This window comes from Paenirhodobacter sp. (genome assembly GCF_050177655.1).
GTDB lineage: Bacteria > Pseudomonadota > Alphaproteobacteria > Rhodobacterales > Rhodobacteraceae > Rhodobacter.
In genome coordinates this window covers 1-19,140 of the sequence record NZ_JBFXGV010000019.1, presented here as the reverse complement: position 1 = coordinate 19,140, position 19,140 = coordinate 1, and the positions used below count along the sequence as shown (strand labels likewise).

Sequence of the window (19,140 nt, the reverse complement as noted above, 5' to 3'; positions counted from 1 at the left end):
GCGCGATGACCGAAACGTTATGGATCTTCGGCTATGGCTCGCTGATCTGGGATCCGGGCTTCGCGCCGGTCGAGGCGGTTCCGGCGCGGCTCGAGGGCTGGCACCGCTCGTTTTGCATGCGCTCGATCCATTACCGCGGCACCGCCGAGGCGCCGGGCCTCGTGCTTGCGCTCGACGCGGCGGAGGGGGCAGGCTGCGCCGGCCTCGCGCTGCGCCCAGCCCCCGAGGAGGCCGCCGCGGTGCTGGCCGATCTGCGTGCGCGTGAACTGGTTTCCGACGCCTATCTCGAACGCGAATTGCCGGTGACGCTTGCCGATGGGCGCCGGGTGACCGCCGTGACCTATGTGATCGACCGCGACGGCCCGCAATATTGCGCGCTGTCGCCCGCCGAACAGGCGCAGGTGATCGCGCAGGCCGTGGGCGCGCGCGGTCCGAACCGCGACTATCTCTTCAACACCGCCGCGCATCTGCGCAAACTGGGGCTTGCCGATCCCGATCTCGAGGCTTTGGCCAAGCAGGTCCGCCGCGCCGCGCGTTAACCCTTGGCAGGGTCGCGCCACCCGCCTATCTTCGGGCCAAAAGCAGCGACGAGGCAGTGATGCGCGCAGATGTCCGGCGGCCCGCGCCGCAGTTCTCCCAGCCGGTGCGGCAGGTCACGCTGATGCTGATCGTGCTCGCGCTCGTCGCGGTCGGTGGCTGGTTCGCCTATGCCCGGGTGTTCCCGATCTTCCTTGCGAACCCCTGGCTGAACGGGCTGATCGGCACCGTCTTCGTGCTCGGCGTGCTGGCCTGCTTCTGGCAGGTGGTGCAGCTCGTGAAGGCGGTGAGCTGGATCGAGAGCTTCGCCGCCGACCGCCCCGGGCGCCCGGCCTACACCCCGCCCACGATGCTCGCGCCGCTCGCCGCGCTGCTCGGCTCGCGCGGGGCCTCGCGCACGATCGCGACCTCGGCCTCGCGCTCGATCCTGGAATCGGTCGGCACCCGCATCGACGAGGCGCGCGACATCACACGCTACCTCACCAACCTGCTGATTTTCCTTGGTCTTCTGGGCACGTTCTACGGGCTCGCCACGACTGTTCCGGGCGTCGTCGACACCATCCGCGCACTCGCCCCGCAGGGCAACGAGGGGGCGACCGTGGTCTTCGACCGGCTGATGACCGGCCTCGAATCGCAGCTGGGCGGCATGGGCACGGCGTTTTCCTCCTCGCTCCTCGGCCTCGCCGGATCGCTCGTCGTCGGGCTGCTCGAACTCTTTGTGACCCACGGCCAGAACCGCTTCTACGGTGAGCTCGAAGAGTGGATCTCCTCGATCACCCGGCTCAGTTTCGCCGCCGCGGAGGGCGAGGGCGAGACCTCCGCCGTGGCCGAGATCCTCGATCACATGGCCGAGCAGATGGACAGCCTTCAGACGCTGTTCGTGCGCTCGGAAAACGCACGGGGGCAGACCGAGATCCGGCTCGCGAACCTCACCGAGGCTTTCGGCGCGCTGGCGCAGGGGCTCAACCGCGATCTCGAGACGCGGGCGGCGCAGGTGCAGATGCTTGGCCACATGGCCGAGGGGCAGGACCGGCTGATCACCGCGCTCGAAGGGCTGAGCGAACGCGCGGCGGCCGCGCAGGATGCCGATGTCGAGGCGGAGATGCGCATGCGCCTGCGCTCGATCGACGTGCAACTCCTTCGTCTGCTTGAGGAAATGTCGGCCGGCCGACAGGAAAGCATGGCCGAGCTGCGCAACGATTTCGCCGCGCTGACCCGAGCGATCCTGACCCGTACACGGGGCGAGGGCTGAGCCATGGCGCTCTCGAACCGGCGCAGCGCGCGGTTTTCGACGAATGTCTGGCCCGGCTTCGTCGATGCGATGGGCGCGCTTCTGATGGTGCTGATCTTCGTGCTCTCGATCTTCATGATCGTGCAGTCGGTGATGCGCGACACGATTTCGAGCAAGGATCACGAGCTTTCGGCACTGTCCGAACAGGTCGCGGGACTGGCCTCGGCGCTCTCGCTGGAACAGGCGAAATCGGCGGATCTGAGCGGCAAGCTCGACGCGGCGGCGGTGCAGGCGCGGGCGCAATCGGACCTGATCGCCTCGCTCACCGGGCAGCTCGACGCGCGCAAGGCGGATCTTGCCGCGGCGGGCGAGAAGATCACCGAGTTCGAGGCGCAGGTCGCGCAGTTGCTGGGCGAGCGCGACGCGGCGCGGGCCGATGCCACGGCGAAGGCAGACGAGCTGCGCCTCGACAAGGCGACGCTCGAGGAATTGCGCGGCAAGTTGAAATCCTCGGGCGGCGAACTGGCGGCGATGACCTTGCAGCTCGAGGCGGCGCGCAAGAAGGCGGAGGAGACGCTGACGTTGCTCGCGGCGGCGCAGGCCGCCAAGGACGAATTGCAGGGCAGGCTCGACGCGCAGCTGAGCGACGCCGAAAAGGCCGCGGCGCTGAAAGCACTCGCCGAAAAGACCCTTGCCGATACCCGCGCCGAGAGCGATCGCAACGCGGAAAAGGTCACGCTTTTGAACGCGCAGATCGCTGCGTTGCGCACGCAACTCAATGAATTGCAAGGCGTTCTGGATGAGGCGAAGGCGAGGGATGCGGATGCGAAAGTGCAGGTCGAGACGCTTGGCTCGCAGCTGAATGCCGCGCTCGCGCAGGTCGCGGCGGAGCAGAAACGCCGCGCCCAGCTTGAGGAGGAGGCGCGCAAGAAGGCCGAGGCCGAGGCGCAGGATCTTGCGAAATACCGTTCGGAATTCTTCGGGCGGATGTCCGATCTGCTGAAGGGGCGGGAGGGGGTGCGCATCGTTGGCGACCGCTTCGTGTTCTCCTCCGAGGTGCTGTTCGAACCCGGCGCTGCCGATCTTGCGCCCGAGGGCAAGGCGCAGATCGCCCGCGTCGCCGAAACCTTCCAGGAGCTTGCGGGGGAGGTCCCGCCGACGATCGACTGGATCCTCGAGGTCGACGGCTTCACCGACGACACGCCACTCTCGGGGCAGGGCCAGTTCCGCGACAACTGGGAACTGAGCCAGGCGCGGGCGCTTTCGGTCGTGCGCTACATGATCTCGGACCTCGGCTTCCCGCCCCGCCGCCTTGCCGCCGCCGGGTTCGGCGAGTTCCGCCCGGTGGTCGCGGGCACCAGCGACACTGCGCGCGCGGCGAACCGGCGCATCGAGCTCAAGCTGACCGAGCGCTGATCACGGGCCGAGCGTGACGGCGGTGACCGTATCGCTCAGCACCCGCGCGCCGCGTGTGAAGGTGACGCGCGCCTCGTACTGCCCGGGTTCGAAACCGCCTGCGGGCGCCTTTTTCCCGGCAAAACGGTAAAACAGGGCCTGATGCTTCGCGAGTACTTCGTCATGGGTGAAACGGAAGCCCCCGGGGCCGGTGATGCTCAGCGAAAGCCGGTCGCCCGCGGCGGAATCATAGCCATAGGCCCAGAGGATCAGCGCCGGGATCGTTGCGGGCAGGGAGGGGTCCGGCGCGATCCCCTGTTTCACGCCGGCATAGTCCGGCGCCGCATCGGCAAGGCCGATCTGCAGCACGCCGCCACCGAGATAGGCCGGGGGATCGCGCCAGAGCGTGTCGGTGGGCGCGCTGTCGCAGCCCGCGAGCGCGCCGGGATGGAACGGATCGACGGGGATGCCGCCTTCGCGCAGGGTAAGATGGAGATGCGGAAATTCCGCGAGGCCGGACATGCCGATGAGCCCAAGCTCCGCGCCGGCCGCCACCATTTCGCCCGGGTGCACGATGATCGAGCCTTCGCGGAGGTGGCAATATTGCGTTTGCCAGCCATCGGCGTGGTCGATCACCACGCCATTGCCGCATTCCTTGCCCTTCACCGGCGCGCCGGCGGCAAAGGCGCCATCCGCTTCGCCGTCCCGCACCGCCCGAACCTTGCCTGCCGCGGCGGCGCGAACCTCGACCCCCGCCCGCATCGCCGCGCGCGTCGGCAGGGCGAAATCGGTGCCGTCATGGCCGTCATAGGTCGCCGGGCCACAGGCGAAATCCTTGTCCCCGGGGCCCGGATCGCGGTCGAGGTAATGCTGGATATAGCAATCCTGCCCAAGCGTGCAGGCGACGGGCAGGTCAAGCGCAATAGGGGCGGCAAAAGCCGCGATGCCATGGAAGACCCCGGCCCCGAGGATCAGGGCCGGGAGGATTGTCGCGCGTGGCATCTCAGCCGGCGGGCAGAAGCCGCGGTTTCGCGTTGGCGATACGCGGCTTGCCCGGTTCCTCGACGTCGAGGACAATAGCATCGTCCTTCACGCCGACCTTGACCACGCCACCCTTCGTCAGCCGGCCGAAGAGCAGTTCCTCGGCGAGCGGCTTCTTGATGTGCTCCTGGATCACGCGGCCAAGCGGGCGCGCGCCCATCTTGTCGTCGTAGCCCTTTTCGGCAAGCCAGCTCGCCGCCTCGGGGCTCAGATCGATATGGACGTTGCGGTCGATCAGCTGCGCCTCGAGCTGCAGGACGAACTTGTCGACGACCTGCAGGATCACCTCCTTCGGCAGCGGGGCGAAGCTCACCACCGCGTCGAGACGGTTGCGGAATTCCGGCGTGAAGGTGCGCTCGATCGCCGCCGTGTCCTCGCCCTCGCGCCGCTCGCGGCCAAAGCCGATCGCGGCCTTCTGCATGTCGGCGGCGCCGGCATTCGAGGTCATGATCAGGATCACGTTGCGGAAATCGACCTGCCGGCCGTTGTGATCGGTCAGCTTGCCGTGGTCCATCACCTGCAGCAGGATGTTGAACACGTCCGGATGCGCCTTTTCGATTTCGTCGAGCAGCAGCACGCAATGCGGGTGCTGGTCGACGCCATCGGTCAGCATGCCGCCCTGGTCGAAGCCGACATAGCCCGGAGGCGCGCCGATCAGGCGCGAAACCGCGTGCTTCTCCATATATTCCGACATGTCGAAGCGCAGCAGCTCGACACCAAGCGTGTTGGCGAGCTGATTGGCGACCTCGGTCTTGCCGACGCCGGTCGGGCCGGCGAAGAGGTAGTTGCCGATCGGTTTTTCCGGCTCGCGCAGGCCGGCACGGGCCAGCTTGATCGCCGAGGCCAGCGCCTCGATCGCCTTGTCCTGGCCGAAGACGACGCGCTTGAGCGATTTTTCCAGATCGCGCAGCACCTCGGCATCGTCCTTCGAGACATTCTTCGGCGGGATCCGGGCGATCTTCGCCACCACCGCCTCGATCTCCTTCACGCCGAGCGTCTTGCGCCGCTTGCTTTCGGGCAGCAGATGCTGCGCCGCGCCCGCCTCGTCGATCACGTCGATCGCCTTGTCGGGCAGCTTGCGGTCGTGGATGTAGCGCGAGGACAGCTCCACCGCCGCCTTGATCGCGTCATTGGTGTAGCGGATGTCGTGGTGATGCTCGAAATTCGGCTTCAGCCCCATCAGGATCTTGATCGAGTCGCCGACCGACGGCTCGTTCACGTCGATCTTCTGGAACCGGCGGGAAAGCGCGCGATCCTTCTCGAAATGCTGGCGGAATTCCTTGTAGGTGGTCGATCCCATGCAGCGCAGCTTGCCGCCCTGCAAGGCCGGTTTGAGCAGGTTCGAGGCATCCATCGCCCCGCCCGAGGTGGCGCCCGCGCCGATCACTGTGTGGATCTCGTCGATGAAGAGGATCGCGTCGGGATGCTCCTCGAGCTCCTTCACCACCGCCTTCAGCCGCTCCTCGAAATCGCCGCGGTAGCGGGTGCCGGCGAGCAGCGCGCCCATGTCGAGCGAGAAGATCGTCGATTTCGACAGGATCTCCGGCGTCTCGCCGCGGGTGATCTTCAGCGCGAGCCCCTCGGCGATGGCGGTCTTGCCGACGCCCGGGTCGCCCACCAGAAGCGGGTTGTTCTTGCGCCGACGGCACAGCACCTGGATCGCGCGTTCGACCTCTTCCTCGCGGCCGATCAGCGGGTCGATGTCGCCCTTCTGCGATTTCGCGTTCAGGTTCACGCAATATTTGGCGAGCGCAGATTCCTTCGCCTCGCCGGGCTGCGCGGCCTCCGCTTTCGCCTCCTCCTCGGCGCCGATCACGGGCCGGGCCTCGCCGAATTCGGGGTCTTTGGCGACGCCATGGGCGATGAAATTCACCGCGTCATAGCGCGTCATGTCCTGCTCCTGCAGGAAGAAGGCGGCGTTGCTCTCGCGCTCGGCGAAGATCGCGACGAGCACGTTCGCGCCGGTCACTTCCGTCCGGCCCGAGCTTTGCACATGGATCGCGGCGCGCTGGATCACGCGCTGGAAGGCGGCGGTCGGCACCGCTTCCGAGCCCTCGACCTCGGTGATCAGGGTCGACAGATCGTCGTCGATGAATTCGGTGAGCGTCTGGCGCAGCTCGTCGAGATCGACGCCGCAGGCGCGCATCACCCGATTTGCATCGGGTTCGTCGATCAGGGCAAGCAGAAGGTGCTCGAGCGTGGCCAGCTCATGGCGCCGGGCGTTGGCCAGCGCCAGTGCACCGTGAATGGCTTGTTCGAGCGTGGTCGAAAACGAAGGCATCAGGTGCTCCTTTCCTCATGACGGGGCCGCGGAGGGGCCTGTCCCGATCCTGGCCGCATAAGTTTAAAGTTCGGTGGATTTCGTCCGTCTTCAAGTCCCATCTGCACAAAATCTGCTCACGATCCACGCTCTGCTTGAAAAGTGAACATCCTGTTAGCCAATCGGCCCGGCCATTTTGCAGGTGCAGAAAGCTCCGTTTCTCTCGTCGAAACCCGCTTTTACGCTGAATTGCCCTGTGTTTCCAAGGCCCCCGCGCGGGAGGGCGGGGTTCGGGGTTGCAATGCATTTCCCCCCGGTTCATGCAGGGCAGATACCGGGAGATGGGAAAATGGGCGCCTTCAGGATTTCGCGCATCGCCATGTTGCGTCGCTCGCGCGCGCTGGTCACCTCGCGCCGGCTCTGGAAGACGCGACTCGTGTTCTGGACGGGCGCGCTCGCGATCGGCGCGATCAGCGCGGGATTCGCGATCGCCGCCGACTGGGCGCACCGGCTTTTCGCCGCGATCACCGCGCCCGGGGCCGAGGGCGGCTGGGGCAGCTATGCGCCGCTCCTGATCTCGCCGCTCGGCTTCACCGCCTGTGCCGCGATCGCGATGTTCTGGTTTCCGGGCGCGCAGGGCTCGGGCATTCCGCAGGCGATCGCCGCGCGCCATCTGCGCGACGACCCCGAGCGCGGCGGGCTGCTGACGCTGCGCATCGTGGTGGGCAAGATCGCGCTGACCGTCGCCGGGCTGGCCTGTGGCGCCTCGATCGGGCGCGAGGGGCCGACGGTGCAGGTCGGCGCCTCGATCATGCTGCAATCGGCGCGCTGGGGCGACATGCTGCACGGGCGCGGGCTGATCCTCGCGGGGTCCGCCGCCGGGATCTCGGCCGCCTTCAACACCCCGCTCGCCGGCATCGTCTTCGCGATCGAGGAGATGAGCCGGGCCTATCAGGCGCGCACCAATGGCGTCGTGCTCTCGGCCGTGATCATCGCCGGCATCTCCTCGCTCGGCATCCTCGGCAACTATACCTATTTCGGCGTTTCCGACACCTCCGCCGTCTTCCCGCAGGACTGGATCACCGCGATCGTCTGCGGTGTGGTCGGCGGGCTGATCGGGGCGCTCTTCGCGCGGCTGGTGATCTCGCTCACCCGCCGGATCCGGCGTTGGCGCACGCCCGCGCCGCGGATGCGCGGGCTGCTCCTCGCCTTCGCCGCGGGGCTGATCACCGCCGTCGTCGGCATCCTCTGCGGCGGCGAGACCTTCGGCACCGGCTACGATCAGGCGCGCGCCGCGGTCGAGGGCACGCCCCCCGACGCGAGCTATTTCCTCGGCAAGTTCGTCGTCACCCTCGCCGCAACCGTCTCGGGCATCCCGGGCGGCCTTTTCGCGCCCTCGCTCTCGGTCGGTGCCGGGCTTGGCGCGACGATCGCGGTGGTGATGGGCACGCAGGTCGGGCTCACCGCGATCCTCGGCATGGCGGGTTATTTCGCGGGCGTCACCCAGGCGCCGATGACCGCCTTCGTCATCATCCTCGAGATGACCGGCAATCACGCCAATGTCGCGCCGATCATGGTGGCCGCGATGCTGGGCTATGGCGCCTCGCGCTTCATTTCGCCCGAGCCGCTCTACCATGCGCTCTCGCGGCTCTTCATCGCCGATGCGCTGCGCCAGCGTCGCGCGATGGCCGCGCAGGCCGCGGGCGTTGCCAGCCGCGAGGCAGAGGCCGCCGGGCGTCTGCTGCCGCACGAAACCCCGCCAAAACAGGGCTGAGAGGGCTCAGAACCGGTCCTTGCGCGCCCGCGCCTCGGTGAAGACCGCAAGCGGCGTGGCCTTCGCCTCGAGGCCGAGCGCCTTGCGCAGCGCGGGATCGGAGGCGCGCAGGAACGGGTTCGTGGCCAGCTCCTCCGAAAGCGCCACGGGCAGCGTCGGCCGCCCCTCGGCGCGCGCCGCCTGCACCTGCGCCATCCGCGCGCGCAACGCCGGATGCTTCGGCTCGAGGCTGAGCGCGAACCGCCCGTTCGCCTCGGTATATTCGTGGCCCGAGCAGACCAGCGTCTCGGGCGGCAGCGCGGCCATCCGGCTCAGCGTGTCGAACATCTGCGCGGGGCTGCCCTCGAAAAGCCGCCCGCAGCCCCAGCTCATCAGGCTGTCGCCGGAAAACAGAAGCCCCGCGTTCGGCAGGTAATAGGCGACATGGCCCAGCGTGTGGCCATCCGCGCCCATCACCTCGATCTGCTCGACGCCAAGCGGAAAGCTCTGGCCGGGATGCACTGCCATATCGAGCTTCGGCAGCCGCTGCGCATCGGCCTCGGCGCCGATCACCTTCGCCCCGGTCGCCTGCGCCAGCGCCTCCACCCCGGCGATGTGATCGCTGTGGTGATGGGTGATCAGGATCTGGCGCAGCTTCAGCCCCCGCGCGGTGAGCACCTGCAGGATCGGCGCCGCCTCCGGCACGTCGATCACCGAGGTCGTCCCGGTCTCGATCTCATGCAGGATATAGGCGTAATTGTCGGCCAGGCAGGGCACGATCATCAGTTCGAGGGTCATGGCGTTTCGCATCGCTTGCTTTATGCTGCCGGGCAGCATCGCCGAAGGAGGGGCGCCGCGCAATGCATCTCGACGTGCTCGATCTGCGGAATTTCTATTACCGCACGCAACTTGGCCGCGCCGCGCAGAAGGCGGTGCGCGACCGGGTGGTCGAGCTTTGGCCCGCGACGCCCGCGGAGATGGCGGGGCTCACGGTGGCGGGCTACGGCTTCGCCGTGCCGCTCCTGCGCCCCTATCTCGAACCGGCGCGCCGGGTGATCGGGCTGATGCCGGCCGAGCAGGGGGTGATGCCCTGGCCCGCGGGTCTGCCCAATGTCTCGGTGCTTTGCGACGAGATGCGCTGGCCGCTCGAGACCGGCATGGTCGACCGGCTGGTGGTGATGCACGGGCTCGAGGCCTCCGACCACCCCGATGCGCTTCTGGCCGAATGCTGGCGGGTGCTCGGCCCCGGGGGGCGGGCGCTTTTGATCGTGCCGATCCGCGCCGGCGTCTGGGCCCCGCGCGAGACGACGCCCTTCGGCTTCGGCCGGCCCTACACGCTCGGCCAGCTCGACGCCCAGGCGCGCGCCGCGGGCTTCGCCCCCGAACGCCACACCGCCGCGCTCTACATCCCGCCCTCGCATCGCCGCTTCTGGCTGCGCTCGGCGCCGATGTGGGAGCGGCTCGGCGCGAAGGCCGCGGGCTTTCTCGCCGCCGGTGTGGTGATCCTCGAGATTTCGAAACAACTGCACAATCCCCGCCGCCCCGGGCTCGGCGCCGCGGTGCGCAAGCCGCTCTCCATCCTCGAGGGCGCGACGAAGCCGATGGCCGATCCGGTCTGAGGGAGTGTCGCGGGGAGGGGGCGCTGCCCCCGCTGCTTCGCAGCCCCCCGGGATATTTCATCTCTGCAGAAGCTGCTTTCTATAGAGGGCAAATATCCCGGGGGTGAACGGGCCGCAGGCCCGGAGGGGGCGGCGCCCCCTCGGCGCGCGGGCCAAGGGCGCCGACACAAAGCAGAATCACCGAAGGTTGCGCCGCGCATTTTCCCTCGTTGGGCGACGTGCGAAACGCTCCCGGTCGGGGGCAGCGTGACGTTGCGTGCGAAGGCTTGCGCTAACAGTCGGGCGAGGGGGATCAAATGCGCCTTTTGCATTCACATTCTGTTGTGCAAGATGGTTGCGAGGGGGGGATAGCTCTGCTACACGCAGGCCCGAATGTGGTGCTTGGGAGACCCTGCACCGAAGGGGGCTTCCGGCCCGGAACCTGCGGTTCCAGTGGCGCGGAGGCAAGAGCATCGGAAGGGTGGACGTGTCCGAACCAGCTTCGATTTCCGCAGCCATCGCCGGGCGCTATGCCGCGGCAATCTTTGACCTCGCGCAGGAGGCCGGCGGCCTCGACGCGCTCGAAGCCGATGTCGGCGCGCTTGGCGCCGCACTGGCCGAGTCGCCGGATCTGCGCGACCTGATCGTTTCGCCGATCTACAGCCGCGAGGGCCAGGCCGGTGCGATCTCCGCGCTCGCCGCGAAGATGAAACTCTCCGCGCCGCTCGCCAACGGCCTGCGCCTGATGGCGGAAAAGCGCCGTCTCTTCGCGCTGCCGCAGCTGCTCAAGGCGCTCGCCGAGGCGATTGCCGAAGCGAAGGGCGAAGTGACCGCGGATGTCACCTCGGCGATCGCGCTGTCGAAGGCGCAGGCCGACAAGCTCGCGCAAACGCTGAAGGACAAGACGGGCAAGACCGTCAAACTGAACGTCGCCGTCGATGAGAGCCTCATCGGTGGCATGATCGTCAAGCTGGGCTCGCGCATGATCGACACTTCGGTCAAGGCCAAGCTCGCTTCTCTCCAGAACGCCATGAAAGAGGTCGGATAATGGGCATCCAGGCAGCTGAAATTTCTGCGATCCTCAAGGAGCAGATCAAGAACTTCGGGCAGGATGCCCAGGTCGCCGAAGTCGGCCGCGTGCTGTCCGTCGGTGACGGCATCGCGCGTGTCTACGGTCTCGACAACGTCCAGGCGGGCGAAATGGTCGAGTTCCCCGGCGGCATCCGCGGCATGGCGCTGAACCTCGAAGTCGACAACGTCGGCATCGTGATCTTCGGCTCCGACCGCGACATCAAGGAAGGCGACACCGTCAAGCGCACCAACGCGATCGTTGACGTGCCCGCCGGCCCGGGCCTGCTCGGCCGCGTGGTCGACGCGCTCGGCAACCCGATCGACGGCAAGGGCCCGATCGTCGCCACCGAGCGTCGCATCGCCGACGTCAAGGCGCCGGGCATCATCCCGCGCAAATCGGTGCACGAACCGATGGCGACCGGCCTGAAGTCGGTCGACGCGATGATCCCGATCGGCCGCGGCCAGCGCGAGCTGATCATCGGCGACCGTCAGACCGGCAAGACCGCGATCGCGCTCGACACCATCCTGAACCAGAAGTCGTACAACGAAGCCAACCCCGAGAAGAAGCTGCACTGCTTCTACGTCGCCGTCGGCCAGAAGCGTTCGACCGTGGCCCAGCTGGTGAAGAAGCTCGAAGAAGCCGGCGCGATGGAATACACCACCGTCATCGCCGCCACCGCTTCGGACCCGGCGCCGATGCAGTATCTCGCCCCCTACACCGCGACCGCGATGGCGGAATACTTCCGCGACAACGGCATGCACGGGCTGATGATCTACGACGACCTCTCCAAGCAGGCCGTGTCCTATCGCCAGATGTCGCTGCTGCTGCGTCGTCCCCCGGGGCGTGAAGCCTATCCGGGCGACGTGTTCTACCTCCATTCGCGTCTGCTGGAGCGTTCGGCGAAGCTCAACGAGGATTTCGGTTCGGGCTCGCTCACCGCGCTGCCGATCATCGAAACCCAGGCGGGCGACGTGTCGGCCTATATCCCGACCAACGTGATCTCGATCACCGACGGCCAGATCTTCCTTGAAACCGAACTGTTCTACCAGGGCATCCGCCCGGCCGTGAACACCGGTCTCTCGGTGTCGCGCGTCGGCTCCTCGGCCCAGACCAACTCGATGAAGTCGGTCGCCGGCCCGGTGAAGCTCGAACTCGCGCAGTATCGCGAAATGGCCGCCTTCGCGCAGTTCGGCTCGGACCTCGACGCCGCGACGCAGAAGCTGCTGAACCGCGGTGCGCGTCTGACCGAGCTGATGAAGCAGCCGCAGTATTCGCCGCTGACCAACGCGGAAATCGTCGCCGTCATCTATGCCGGCACCAACGGTTTCCTCGATGCGATCCCGGTGAAGGAAGTCGGCCGGTTCGAGAAGGGCCTGCTGTCCTACCTGCGCACCAACCGCAAGGACGTCCTCGAGTGGATCACCAACGAAGATCCGAAGATCAAGGGTGACGCCGAAGCCAAGCTGAAGGCCGCGATCGAAGAATTCGCCAAGACTTTCGCTTGATCGGCCTGAAAGGACAGGGACATGCCCAGCCTTAAGGACCTGAAAAACCGGATCACGAGTGTCAAGAACACTCGCAAGATCACGAAAGCGATGCAGATGGTCGCGGCGGCGAAACTTCGCCGCGCCCAGGAGGCTGCCGAAGCCTCGCGGCCCTTCGCCGATCGGATGACCGCCGTCATGGCCGGTCTCGCCGCTTCGGTGGGTGGCTCCGATTCCGCGCCGCGTCTCCTTCGGGGGACCGGTTCGGACCAGGTGCAGCTCCTCGTCGTGATGACGGGCGAGCGTGGCCTGTGCGGCGGCTTCAACGCCAATATCGCCAAGCTCGCCAGGGCGAAGGCGCATGAGCTGATCGCCGCCGGCAAGACGGTGAAGATCCTGACCGTCGGCAAGAAGGGCCGCGACGCGCTGCGCCGTGACCTCGGCGATCATTTCGTCGGCCATGTCGACCTGAGCGAGGTGAAGAAGATCACCTATCTGACGGCGCGGGGGATCGCGCGCGACCTTCTCGACCGCTTCGATGCGGGCGAATACGATGTCGCGACGATCTTCTACTCGGTCTTCGAGAGCGTCATCAGCCAGGTGCCGACCGAACGCCAGATCATCCCCGCGAAATTCGACGCGGTGGAGGGCCACGGCGCCTCGGCGGTGTTCGATTACGAGCCGAGCGAGGAGGAGATCCTGCACGACCTGCTTCCGCGTGGTGTCTCGACGGCGATCTTCTCGGCGCTTCTGGAAAACAACGCCTCGTTCAACGGCGCCCAGATGTCGGCGATGGACAACGCGACGCGCAATGCGGGTGACATGATCGACAAGCTGACGATCCAGTACAACCGCTCGCGTCAGGCCGCGATCACCACCGAACTCGTTGAAATCATTGCGGGCGCCGAGGCGCTCTGACGGAACCGGAGAGAGAAACATGGCAAGCAAAGGCAAAGTGACCCAGGTCATCGGCGCCGTCGTCGACGTGCAGTTCGAAGGCGGCCTGCCCGCGATTCTGAACGCGCTCGAGACCACCAACAACGGCAAGAAGCTGGTGCTCGAAGTCGCCCAGCACCTGGGCGAGAACACCGTCCGCACCATCGCCATGGACGCGACCGAAGGTCTCGTCCGCGGCGCCGAAGTGTCGGATACCGGCGCTCCGATCACCGTTCCGGTGGGCAACGCGACCCTCGGCCGCATCCTCAACGTCATCGGCGCGCCGGTGGACGAAAAGGGCCCGGTCTCGAACGAGCAGGCGCGTGCGATCCACCAGCCGGCTCCGGAATTCGCCGAACAGTCGACCGAGAGCCTGATCCTCGTCACCGGCATCAAGGTGATCGACCTGCTCGCCCCCTACTCGAAGGGCGGCAAGATCGGCCTCTTCGGCGGCGCCGGCGTGGGCAAGACCGTGCTCATCATGGAGCTCATCAACAACATCGCGAAGGTGCACTCGGGCTTCTCCGTGTTCGCCGGCGTGGGTGAGCGTACCCGTGAAGGGAACGACCTCTATCACGAAATGATCGAATCGGGCGTTATCAACCTCGACAACCTCGCGGAGTCGAAGGTGGCGCTTGTCTACGGTCAGATGAACGAGCCTCCGGGGGCCCGTGCGCGCGTCGCGCTCACCGGTCTGACGCTGGCCGAACAGTTCCGCGACCAGTCGGGCACCGACGTGCTGTTCTTCGTCGACAACATCTTCCGTTTCACCCAGGCGGGTTCGGAAGTGTCGGCGCTGCTCGGCCGTATCCCCTCGGCCGTGGGCTATCAGCCGACGCTCGCGACCGACATGGGCGCGCTGCAGGAACGCATCACCTCGACCAAGGCGGGCTCGATCACCTCGGTGCAGGCGATCTACGTTCCGGCCGACGACCTTACCGACCCGGCGCCGGCGACCTCCTTCGCCCACCTCGACGCCACGACCGTGCTCTCGCGTGCGATCTCGGAACTCGGCATCTACCCGGCGGTTGACCCGCTCGACTCGACCTCGCGTATCCTCGATCCGCAGGTTGTCGGCGAAGAACACTACCAGGTCGCCCGTGACGTGCAGGGCATGCTGCAGCGCTACAAGTCGCTGCAGGACATCATCGCCATCCTCGGCATGGACGAACTGTCGGAAGAGGACAAGCTGACCGTGGCCCGCGCCCGGAAGATCCAGCGTTTCCTCAGCCAGCCGTTCGACGTGGCGAAGGTCTTCACCGGTTCGGACGGCGTCCAGGTGCCGCTCGAGGACACCATCAAGTCGTTCAAGGCTGTGGTGGCCGGCGAATACGACCACCTGCCGGAAGCTGCCTTCTACATGGTTGGCGGCATCGACGAAGTGATCGCCAAGGCGCAGAAGCTCGCCGCGGCGGCGTAAGGGGATAACCCATGGCCGATACGATGCAGTTCGACCTCGTCTCGCCCGAACGGAAGCTCGCTTCCGTTCAGGCCCGCGAGGTGCGCATTCCGGGCGCCGATGGCGACCTGACTGCGATGCCGGGGCATTCGCCCCTGATCACCACGCTGCGGCCGGGTATCCTGACCGTGGTCAGCGCCGAGGGCGCGGCGGATTACGCCGTGACCGGCGGCTTTGCCGAGATCAATGGCGAGGGCGTGATCGTTCTCGCCGAGCGCGGCATGCCGAAGGCGGAGCTGACCCCGGATGTCCACGCCGAGATGATGGAAGAGGCGCGCAAGGTCGTCGAGACCGCACCGCCCTCGCTCGTCGACGCGGCGGCGAAGATGCTCGCCGACATGGAAGCGCTCGGCACCCACATGACGCTCTGAGCGCAGCGCAGCGACTTTCGAAGCCCCGGGCCCGCCCGGGGCTTCTTCTTTTCAACCCGGGGCTTTTTTCTTTGCGGATTGCGTCGTAATCCTTGGAAAAGGCTTGAGGTTCACGATGCAGAAATTGTCCGCACACCGGGTCGGCATTGCGCAGGGCTCGCTCGTGCTGTTCTCCGATTACCAGGACGGCGGCGCGATGTGGACGGGCGAGGGCCCGCGCGAGCTGCGCCGCATCGTGACCTTCGACGAGCCCTTCCGCGAGCTGCCCTCGGTGATGGTCTCGCTTTCGATGTGGGACATCGACCAGAAGCACAATCCGCGCGTGGACATCTCCGCCGACATGGTGACGGTCGAGGGCTTCGTCATCGTCTTCCGCACCTGGGGCGACACCCGCGTCGCGCGCGTGCGCGCCGACTGGATGGCGATCGGCGGCGTAGCGCATGAGGACGACTGGGACGTCTACTGAGCCGCGAGGCGCAGCGCCTCGATCCGCCGCGCCCAGAGCATGGCCTCGTCCTCGGCGGCGACGAAGAGGAAGCTGACCGGATCATGTCCGGCGATGTGAATATGCAGCGCGAAGTCATCCGCCGTGTCGCTGCGCGGGATCCGTTCGACCCGGGGCGGGCCGAGATCGCAAAGCGGGCGCGTGACGGTGTCGCGGCGGCGCAGGCGATAGGTGGTGATCGTGGCCAGTCCCGTCGCGGGGTCGAGACGCAGATCGTGGCGGGGGGCGAAGGCCGCCCTGATCGCCGATATCCCGGTGAAGGCGAAGCCGATATAGACGCCGGCGGCGATCAGCTGGGCGATCGGGTGCAACTCGGGCGACAGCAGCGCCCCGGCGACGAGCACCGGACCCAGAATCACCACGAGGCCCACCATCACGAGGCCCACGCGCGCGAGACGGCGCATCGGCCCCTGCTTCTCCACAATCGCGTCGTTCTCGAAATGCATGCCGGCTCCTGCGCGTCGTCGCGACTGTGACGGGCGATTCGGGCGAGATCGTGAAACCGGCGGGGCAGGGCGCCCATGCAAAAGGGCGCCACAGGGGCGCCCTTCGCGAATTCCGTCTCGGGAAGGCTTACGCCAGCGCGAGGTTGGTCGCCGACTGGCGGCCGTCGCGGCCCGCTTCCAGATCGTAGGTCACGGCCTGACCATCGGCGAGGTGACGGATGCCCGCACGCTCCAGCGCCGAGATGTGGACGAAAACGTCCTTGCCGCCCGCTTCCGGGGCGATGAAGCCGAAGCCCTTGGTGTCATTGAACCATTTCACGGTGCCCTTGGCCATCGTGTAGTCTCCTTCAGATATGCTGCCCGCGGTATGCGGCAGCTCGGCATAGTCAGTTCGGTGCAACTGAAGCCGGTTAGGGAGACAGGTAGCGAAGCAACGTAGCGGAGGCCTGATACCCGAAATCGCGGGGCAATACAAGGTGCCATGCAAAAGGGCGCCCCGAAAGGCGCCCTTCGCGTTTCCCGGATGGGAGGCGTGATTACATCATGCCGCCCATGCCGCCCATGTCGGGCATGCCACCGGCCGGAGCCTTCGGCTCGGGCTTTTCGGCGATCATCGCCTCGGTGGTGATCAGCAGGCCGGCGACCGAAGCCGCGTTCTCGAGCGCGGTGCGGGTTACCTTGGCCGGGTCGATCACGCCGAACTTGAACATGTCGCCATATTCTTCGGTCTGCGCGTTGAAGCCGAACGAGGTCGATTCCGAATCACGGATCTTGCCGGCGACCACGGCGCCGTCGACGCCCGAGTTCTCCGAGATCTGACGCAGCGGCGCTTCGAGCGCGCGGCGGATGATCGAGATGCCCACGTCCTGATCGGCGTTGGCGCCCTTCAGGTCTTCGAGCGTCTTCGTGGCCTGAACCAGAGCCACGCCGCCGCCGACGATGATGCCTTCCTGAACCGCGGCGCGGGTCGCGTTGAGCGCGTCGTCGACGCGGTCCTTGCGCTCCTTCACCTCGACCTCGGTCATGCCGCCGACGCGGATGACGGCGACGCCACCGGCGAGCTTGGCAACCCGCTCCTGCAGCTTCTCGCGGTCGTAATCCGAGGTGGTTTCCTCGATCTGGGTGCGGATCTGGCCGACGCGGGCCTCGATCTCGGCCTTGTCGCCGGCGCCGTCGACGATCGTCGTGTTCTCTTTCGAGATCGAGATCTTCTTGGCCTTGCCGAGCATGTCGATGCCGACGTTCTCGAGCTTCATGCCGAGGTCGTCCGAGATCACCTGGCCGCCGGTCAGGATCGCGATGTCCTGCAGCATCGCCTTGCGACGATCACCGAAGCCCGGCGCCTTGACGGCGGCGATCTTCAGGCCGCCACGCAGCTTGTTGACGACGAGGGTGGCGAGCGCTTCGCCTTCCACGTCCTCGGCGATGATCAGGAGCGGCTTGGTCGACTGGATCACGGCTTCGAGCAGCGGCACCATCGGCTGCAGCGACGAGAGCTTCTTCTCGTGGAGCAGGATGTAGCAGTCTTCGAGATCCGCGATCATCTTGTCGGGGTTGGTCACGAAATAGGGCGAGAGGTAGCCGCGGTCGAACTGCATGCCTTCGACGACTTCGACTTCGGTCTCCATGCCCTTGTTTTCTTCGACGGTGATGACACCCTCGTTGCCGACCTTCTGCATCGCATCCGCGATGAAGCGGCCGATCTGGGCCTCGCCGTTGGCCGAGATTGTGCCGACCTGGGCGACTTCGTCCGAATCGGCGACCGGGCGCGAGGCGGCCTTGATCGCGTCGACGACCTTGGCGGTCGCGAGGTCGATGCCGCGCTTCAGATCCATCGGGTTGAGGCCGGCGGCGACCGACTTCAGGCCTTCCTTGATGATCGCCTGGGCGAGCACGGTGGCGGTGGTGGTGCCGTCGCCAGCCTCGTCATTGGTGCGGGCGGCGACTTCCTTCACGAGCTGCGCGCCCATGTTCTCGAACTTGTCGGACAGTTCGATTTCCTTGGCGACCGAAACACCGTCCTTGGTGATGCGGGGCGCACCGAACGACTTTTCGATGACGACGTTGCGGCCTTTCGGGCCCAGCGTGACCTTCACGGCGTCCGCGAGGATGTTCACACCCTTCAGCATGCGGTCGCGGGCATCGGTCGAGAACTTGACGTCCTTGGCTGCCATTTTATTGGCTCCTTTGAATATCGTTTGAGATCAGGGGTTTCGTCGCAATTACGCGATGATGCCCATGATGTCGGATTCTTTCATGATCAGCATCTCGACGCCCTCGAGCGTCACTTCGGTGCCCGACCATTTGCCGAACAGGATGCGGTCGCCGACCTTGACGGAGGGCGCGATCAGCTCGCCCGAATCCTTGCGCGCGCCTTCGCCCACGGCGACGACTTCGCCCTCGGCGGGCTTTTCTTTCGCGGTGTCGGGGATGATCAGGCCGCCCTTGGTTTTTTCTTCGCTCTGCACGCGCTTGACCAGCACGCGGTCGTGAAGCGGTTTGAATGCCATTTCGGTCACTCCCTAAGGTTCTATCGGGTTTGGCACTCGTCTTGCCTGAGTGCTAACGAGGCGGGAGTTAGTCACTGCCCCCCGCGGCTGTCAACACCGGCCCCGGGAAAATTTGCGCAAATTTTCCGCCGCATCGCGGCATCGGCGGGCCTTGGCCGGGGGCGCGGCGCGTGCCATCCTCGCCGCGATTTATCGGAGGCCGTCTTGCGTCGTTTCATTCTTCCCCTCGTGGTTTCCTTGCTCACCGCGGCGCCGCTCGCCGCCGAATGCGTGGGCACCGACCTCTTCGCCGCCCTGCCCGAGGCCGAGCGTTCCGCGATCACCGCAAGCGCGCATGCGGCGCCCTTCGCCCAGGGGCTGATCTTCCGCGCGACGAAGGAGGGGCAGGAAATCACCCTCGCCGGCACCTTCCACAGGCCCGACGCGCGGCATCAGGCCCTCGTCGACGAGCTGACCCCGGTGCTGGAAAAGGCCAGCGAACTGCTCGTCGAGGCCGGGCCCGAGGAGGAGGCGAAGATCAAATCCGTCACCACCGAGAACCC

At 66.6% G+C, this 19,140-nt stretch carries 18 protein-coding genes and 1 pseudogene; 12 read left to right on the top strand and 7 right to left on the bottom strand.

Annotated elements, in window-relative coordinates; all coding sequences use genetic code 11:
• The first annotated feature begins 5 nt into the window (after positions 1-5).
• Genes AB7U46_RS08950 through AB7U46_RS08940 form a run of 3 tightly spaced genes read left to right on the top strand, consistent with a single transcriptional unit; the run spans position 6 to position 3,184 of the window.
• Positions 6-539: a gamma-glutamylcyclotransferase gene (locus AB7U46_RS08950; RefSeq protein ID WP_428336613.1), complete on the top strand. Its 534-nt coding sequence runs from the start codon at positions 6-8 to the stop codon at positions 537-539.
• Between the two features lie 59 nt (positions 540-598).
• Positions 599-1,789, top strand: a complete 1,191-nt coding sequence (locus AB7U46_RS08945) for a biopolymer transporter ExbB (protein WP_428336612.1) — start codon at positions 599-601, stop codon at positions 1,787-1,789.
• A 3-nt stretch (positions 1,790-1,792) separates the two neighbouring features.
• A complete protein-coding gene (locus AB7U46_RS08940) occupies positions 1,793-3,184 on the top strand; it encodes a peptidoglycan -binding protein (protein ID WP_428336611.1) in 1,392 nt (463 codons plus the stop codon).
• Here AB7U46_RS08940 and AB7U46_RS08935 read toward each other — a convergent pair whose 3' ends face one another.
• Both AB7U46_RS08935 and clpA read right to left on the bottom strand, forming a co-directional pair.
• Complete coding sequence (locus tag AB7U46_RS08935) at positions 3,185-4,165, bottom strand: M23 family metallopeptidase (RefSeq protein ID WP_428336610.1); 981 nt, start codon at positions 4,163-4,165, stop codon at positions 3,185-3,187. It lies immediately after the preceding gene.
• 1 nt (position 4,166) lies between these two features.
• Positions 4,167-6,485, bottom strand: coding sequence for an ATP-dependent Clp protease ATP-binding subunit ClpA (gene clpA, locus AB7U46_RS08930; protein WP_428336609.1), 2,319 nt, complete (start codon positions 6,483-6,485; stop codon positions 4,167-4,169).
• A 328-nt stretch (positions 6,486-6,813) separates the two neighbouring features.
• Between clpA and AB7U46_RS08925 the strand changes: the two genes are divergently transcribed.
• Positions 6,814-8,238 (top strand): chloride channel protein, encoded by a 1,425-nt coding sequence (locus AB7U46_RS08925; RefSeq protein WP_428336608.1) that lies wholly within the window; start codon positions 6,814-6,816, stop codon positions 8,236-8,238.
• Between the two features lie 6 nt (positions 8,239-8,244).
• Here the strand turns inward: AB7U46_RS08925 and gloB are convergent, their stop codons facing one another.
• The gene (gene gloB / locus AB7U46_RS08920; RefSeq protein WP_428336607.1) at positions 8,245-9,015 is read right to left on the bottom strand and encodes a hydroxyacylglutathione hydrolase; all 771 of its coding nucleotides are present in this window, start codon (positions 9,013-9,015) and stop codon (positions 8,245-8,247) included.
• A gap of 62 nt (positions 9,016-9,077) precedes the next feature.
• Here gloB and AB7U46_RS08915 point away from each other — a divergent pair, with 62 nt between their 5' ends.
• From AB7U46_RS08915 to AB7U46_RS08885, 7 genes are all read left to right on the top strand, one after another.
• Complete coding sequence (locus AB7U46_RS08915) at positions 9,078-9,836, top strand: class I SAM-dependent methyltransferase (RefSeq protein WP_428336606.1); 759 nt, start codon at positions 9,078-9,080, stop codon at positions 9,834-9,836.
• Between the two features lie 466 nt (positions 9,837-10,302).
• Complete coding sequence (locus AB7U46_RS08910) at positions 10,303-10,863, top strand: F0F1 ATP synthase subunit delta (RefSeq protein WP_428336605.1); 561 nt, start codon at positions 10,303-10,305, stop codon at positions 10,861-10,863.
• The gene (gene atpA / locus AB7U46_RS08905) at positions 10,863-12,392 is read left to right on the top strand and encodes a F0F1 ATP synthase subunit alpha (protein ID WP_428336604.1); all 1,530 of its coding nucleotides are present in this window, start codon (positions 10,863-10,865) and stop codon (positions 12,390-12,392) included. The genes AB7U46_RS08910 and atpA overlap by 1 nt, the downstream gene beginning before the upstream one ends.
• Before the next feature lie 21 nt (positions 12,393-12,413).
• Positions 12,414-13,289, top strand: a complete 876-nt coding sequence (locus tag AB7U46_RS08900) for a F0F1 ATP synthase subunit gamma (protein WP_428336603.1) — start codon at positions 12,414-12,416, stop codon at positions 13,287-13,289.
• Positions 13,290-13,308: 19 nt separating this feature from the next.
• On the top strand, positions 13,309-14,727 hold the full coding sequence (gene atpD, locus AB7U46_RS08895; RefSeq protein WP_428336602.1) for a F0F1 ATP synthase subunit beta: 1,419 nt from the start codon (positions 13,309-13,311) through the stop codon (positions 14,725-14,727).
• Positions 14,728-14,738: 11 nt separating this feature from the next.
• Positions 14,739-15,137 carry a F0F1 ATP synthase subunit epsilon gene (locus AB7U46_RS08890; RefSeq protein ID WP_428336601.1) on the top strand — a complete coding sequence of 133 codons (399 nt, stop codon included), beginning with the start codon at positions 14,739-14,741 and terminating at the stop codon, positions 15,135-15,137.
• Between the two features lie 115 nt (positions 15,138-15,252).
• Positions 15,253-15,603, top strand: coding sequence for an H-type lectin domain-containing protein (locus AB7U46_RS08885; protein ID WP_428336600.1), 351 nt, complete (start codon positions 15,253-15,255; stop codon positions 15,601-15,603).
• Here the strand turns inward: AB7U46_RS08885 and AB7U46_RS08880 are convergent.
• The 4 genes from AB7U46_RS08880 to groES form a co-directional block, all read right to left on the bottom strand.
• The gene (locus tag AB7U46_RS08880) at positions 15,597-16,088 is read right to left on the bottom strand and encodes a hypothetical protein (RefSeq protein ID WP_428336599.1); all 492 of its coding nucleotides are present in this window, start codon (positions 16,086-16,088) and stop codon (positions 15,597-15,599) included. The genes AB7U46_RS08885 and AB7U46_RS08880 overlap by 7 nt on opposite strands.
• A gap of 127 nt (positions 16,089-16,215) precedes the next feature.
• The gene (locus tag AB7U46_RS08875) at positions 16,216-16,422 is read right to left on the bottom strand and encodes a cold-shock protein (protein WP_428336598.1); all 207 of its coding nucleotides are present in this window, start codon (positions 16,420-16,422) and stop codon (positions 16,216-16,218) included.
• 202 nt (positions 16,423-16,624) lie between these two features.
• Positions 16,625-18,262: a chaperonin GroEL gene (gene groL, locus AB7U46_RS08870; protein ID WP_428336597.1), complete on the bottom strand. Its 1,638-nt coding sequence runs from the start codon at positions 18,260-18,262 to the stop codon at positions 16,625-16,627.
• A gap of 48 nt (positions 18,263-18,310) precedes the next feature.
• Positions 18,311-18,598 (bottom strand): co-chaperone GroES, encoded by a 288-nt coding sequence (gene groES, locus AB7U46_RS08865; RefSeq protein WP_428336596.1) that lies wholly within the window; start codon positions 18,596-18,598, stop codon positions 18,311-18,313.
• 204 nt (positions 18,599-18,802) lie between these two features.
• Between groES and AB7U46_RS08860 the strand changes: the two are divergent.
• Positions 18,803-19,140 (top strand): annotated as a pseudogene (locus AB7U46_RS08860) (TraB/GumN family protein); the annotation flags it as partial.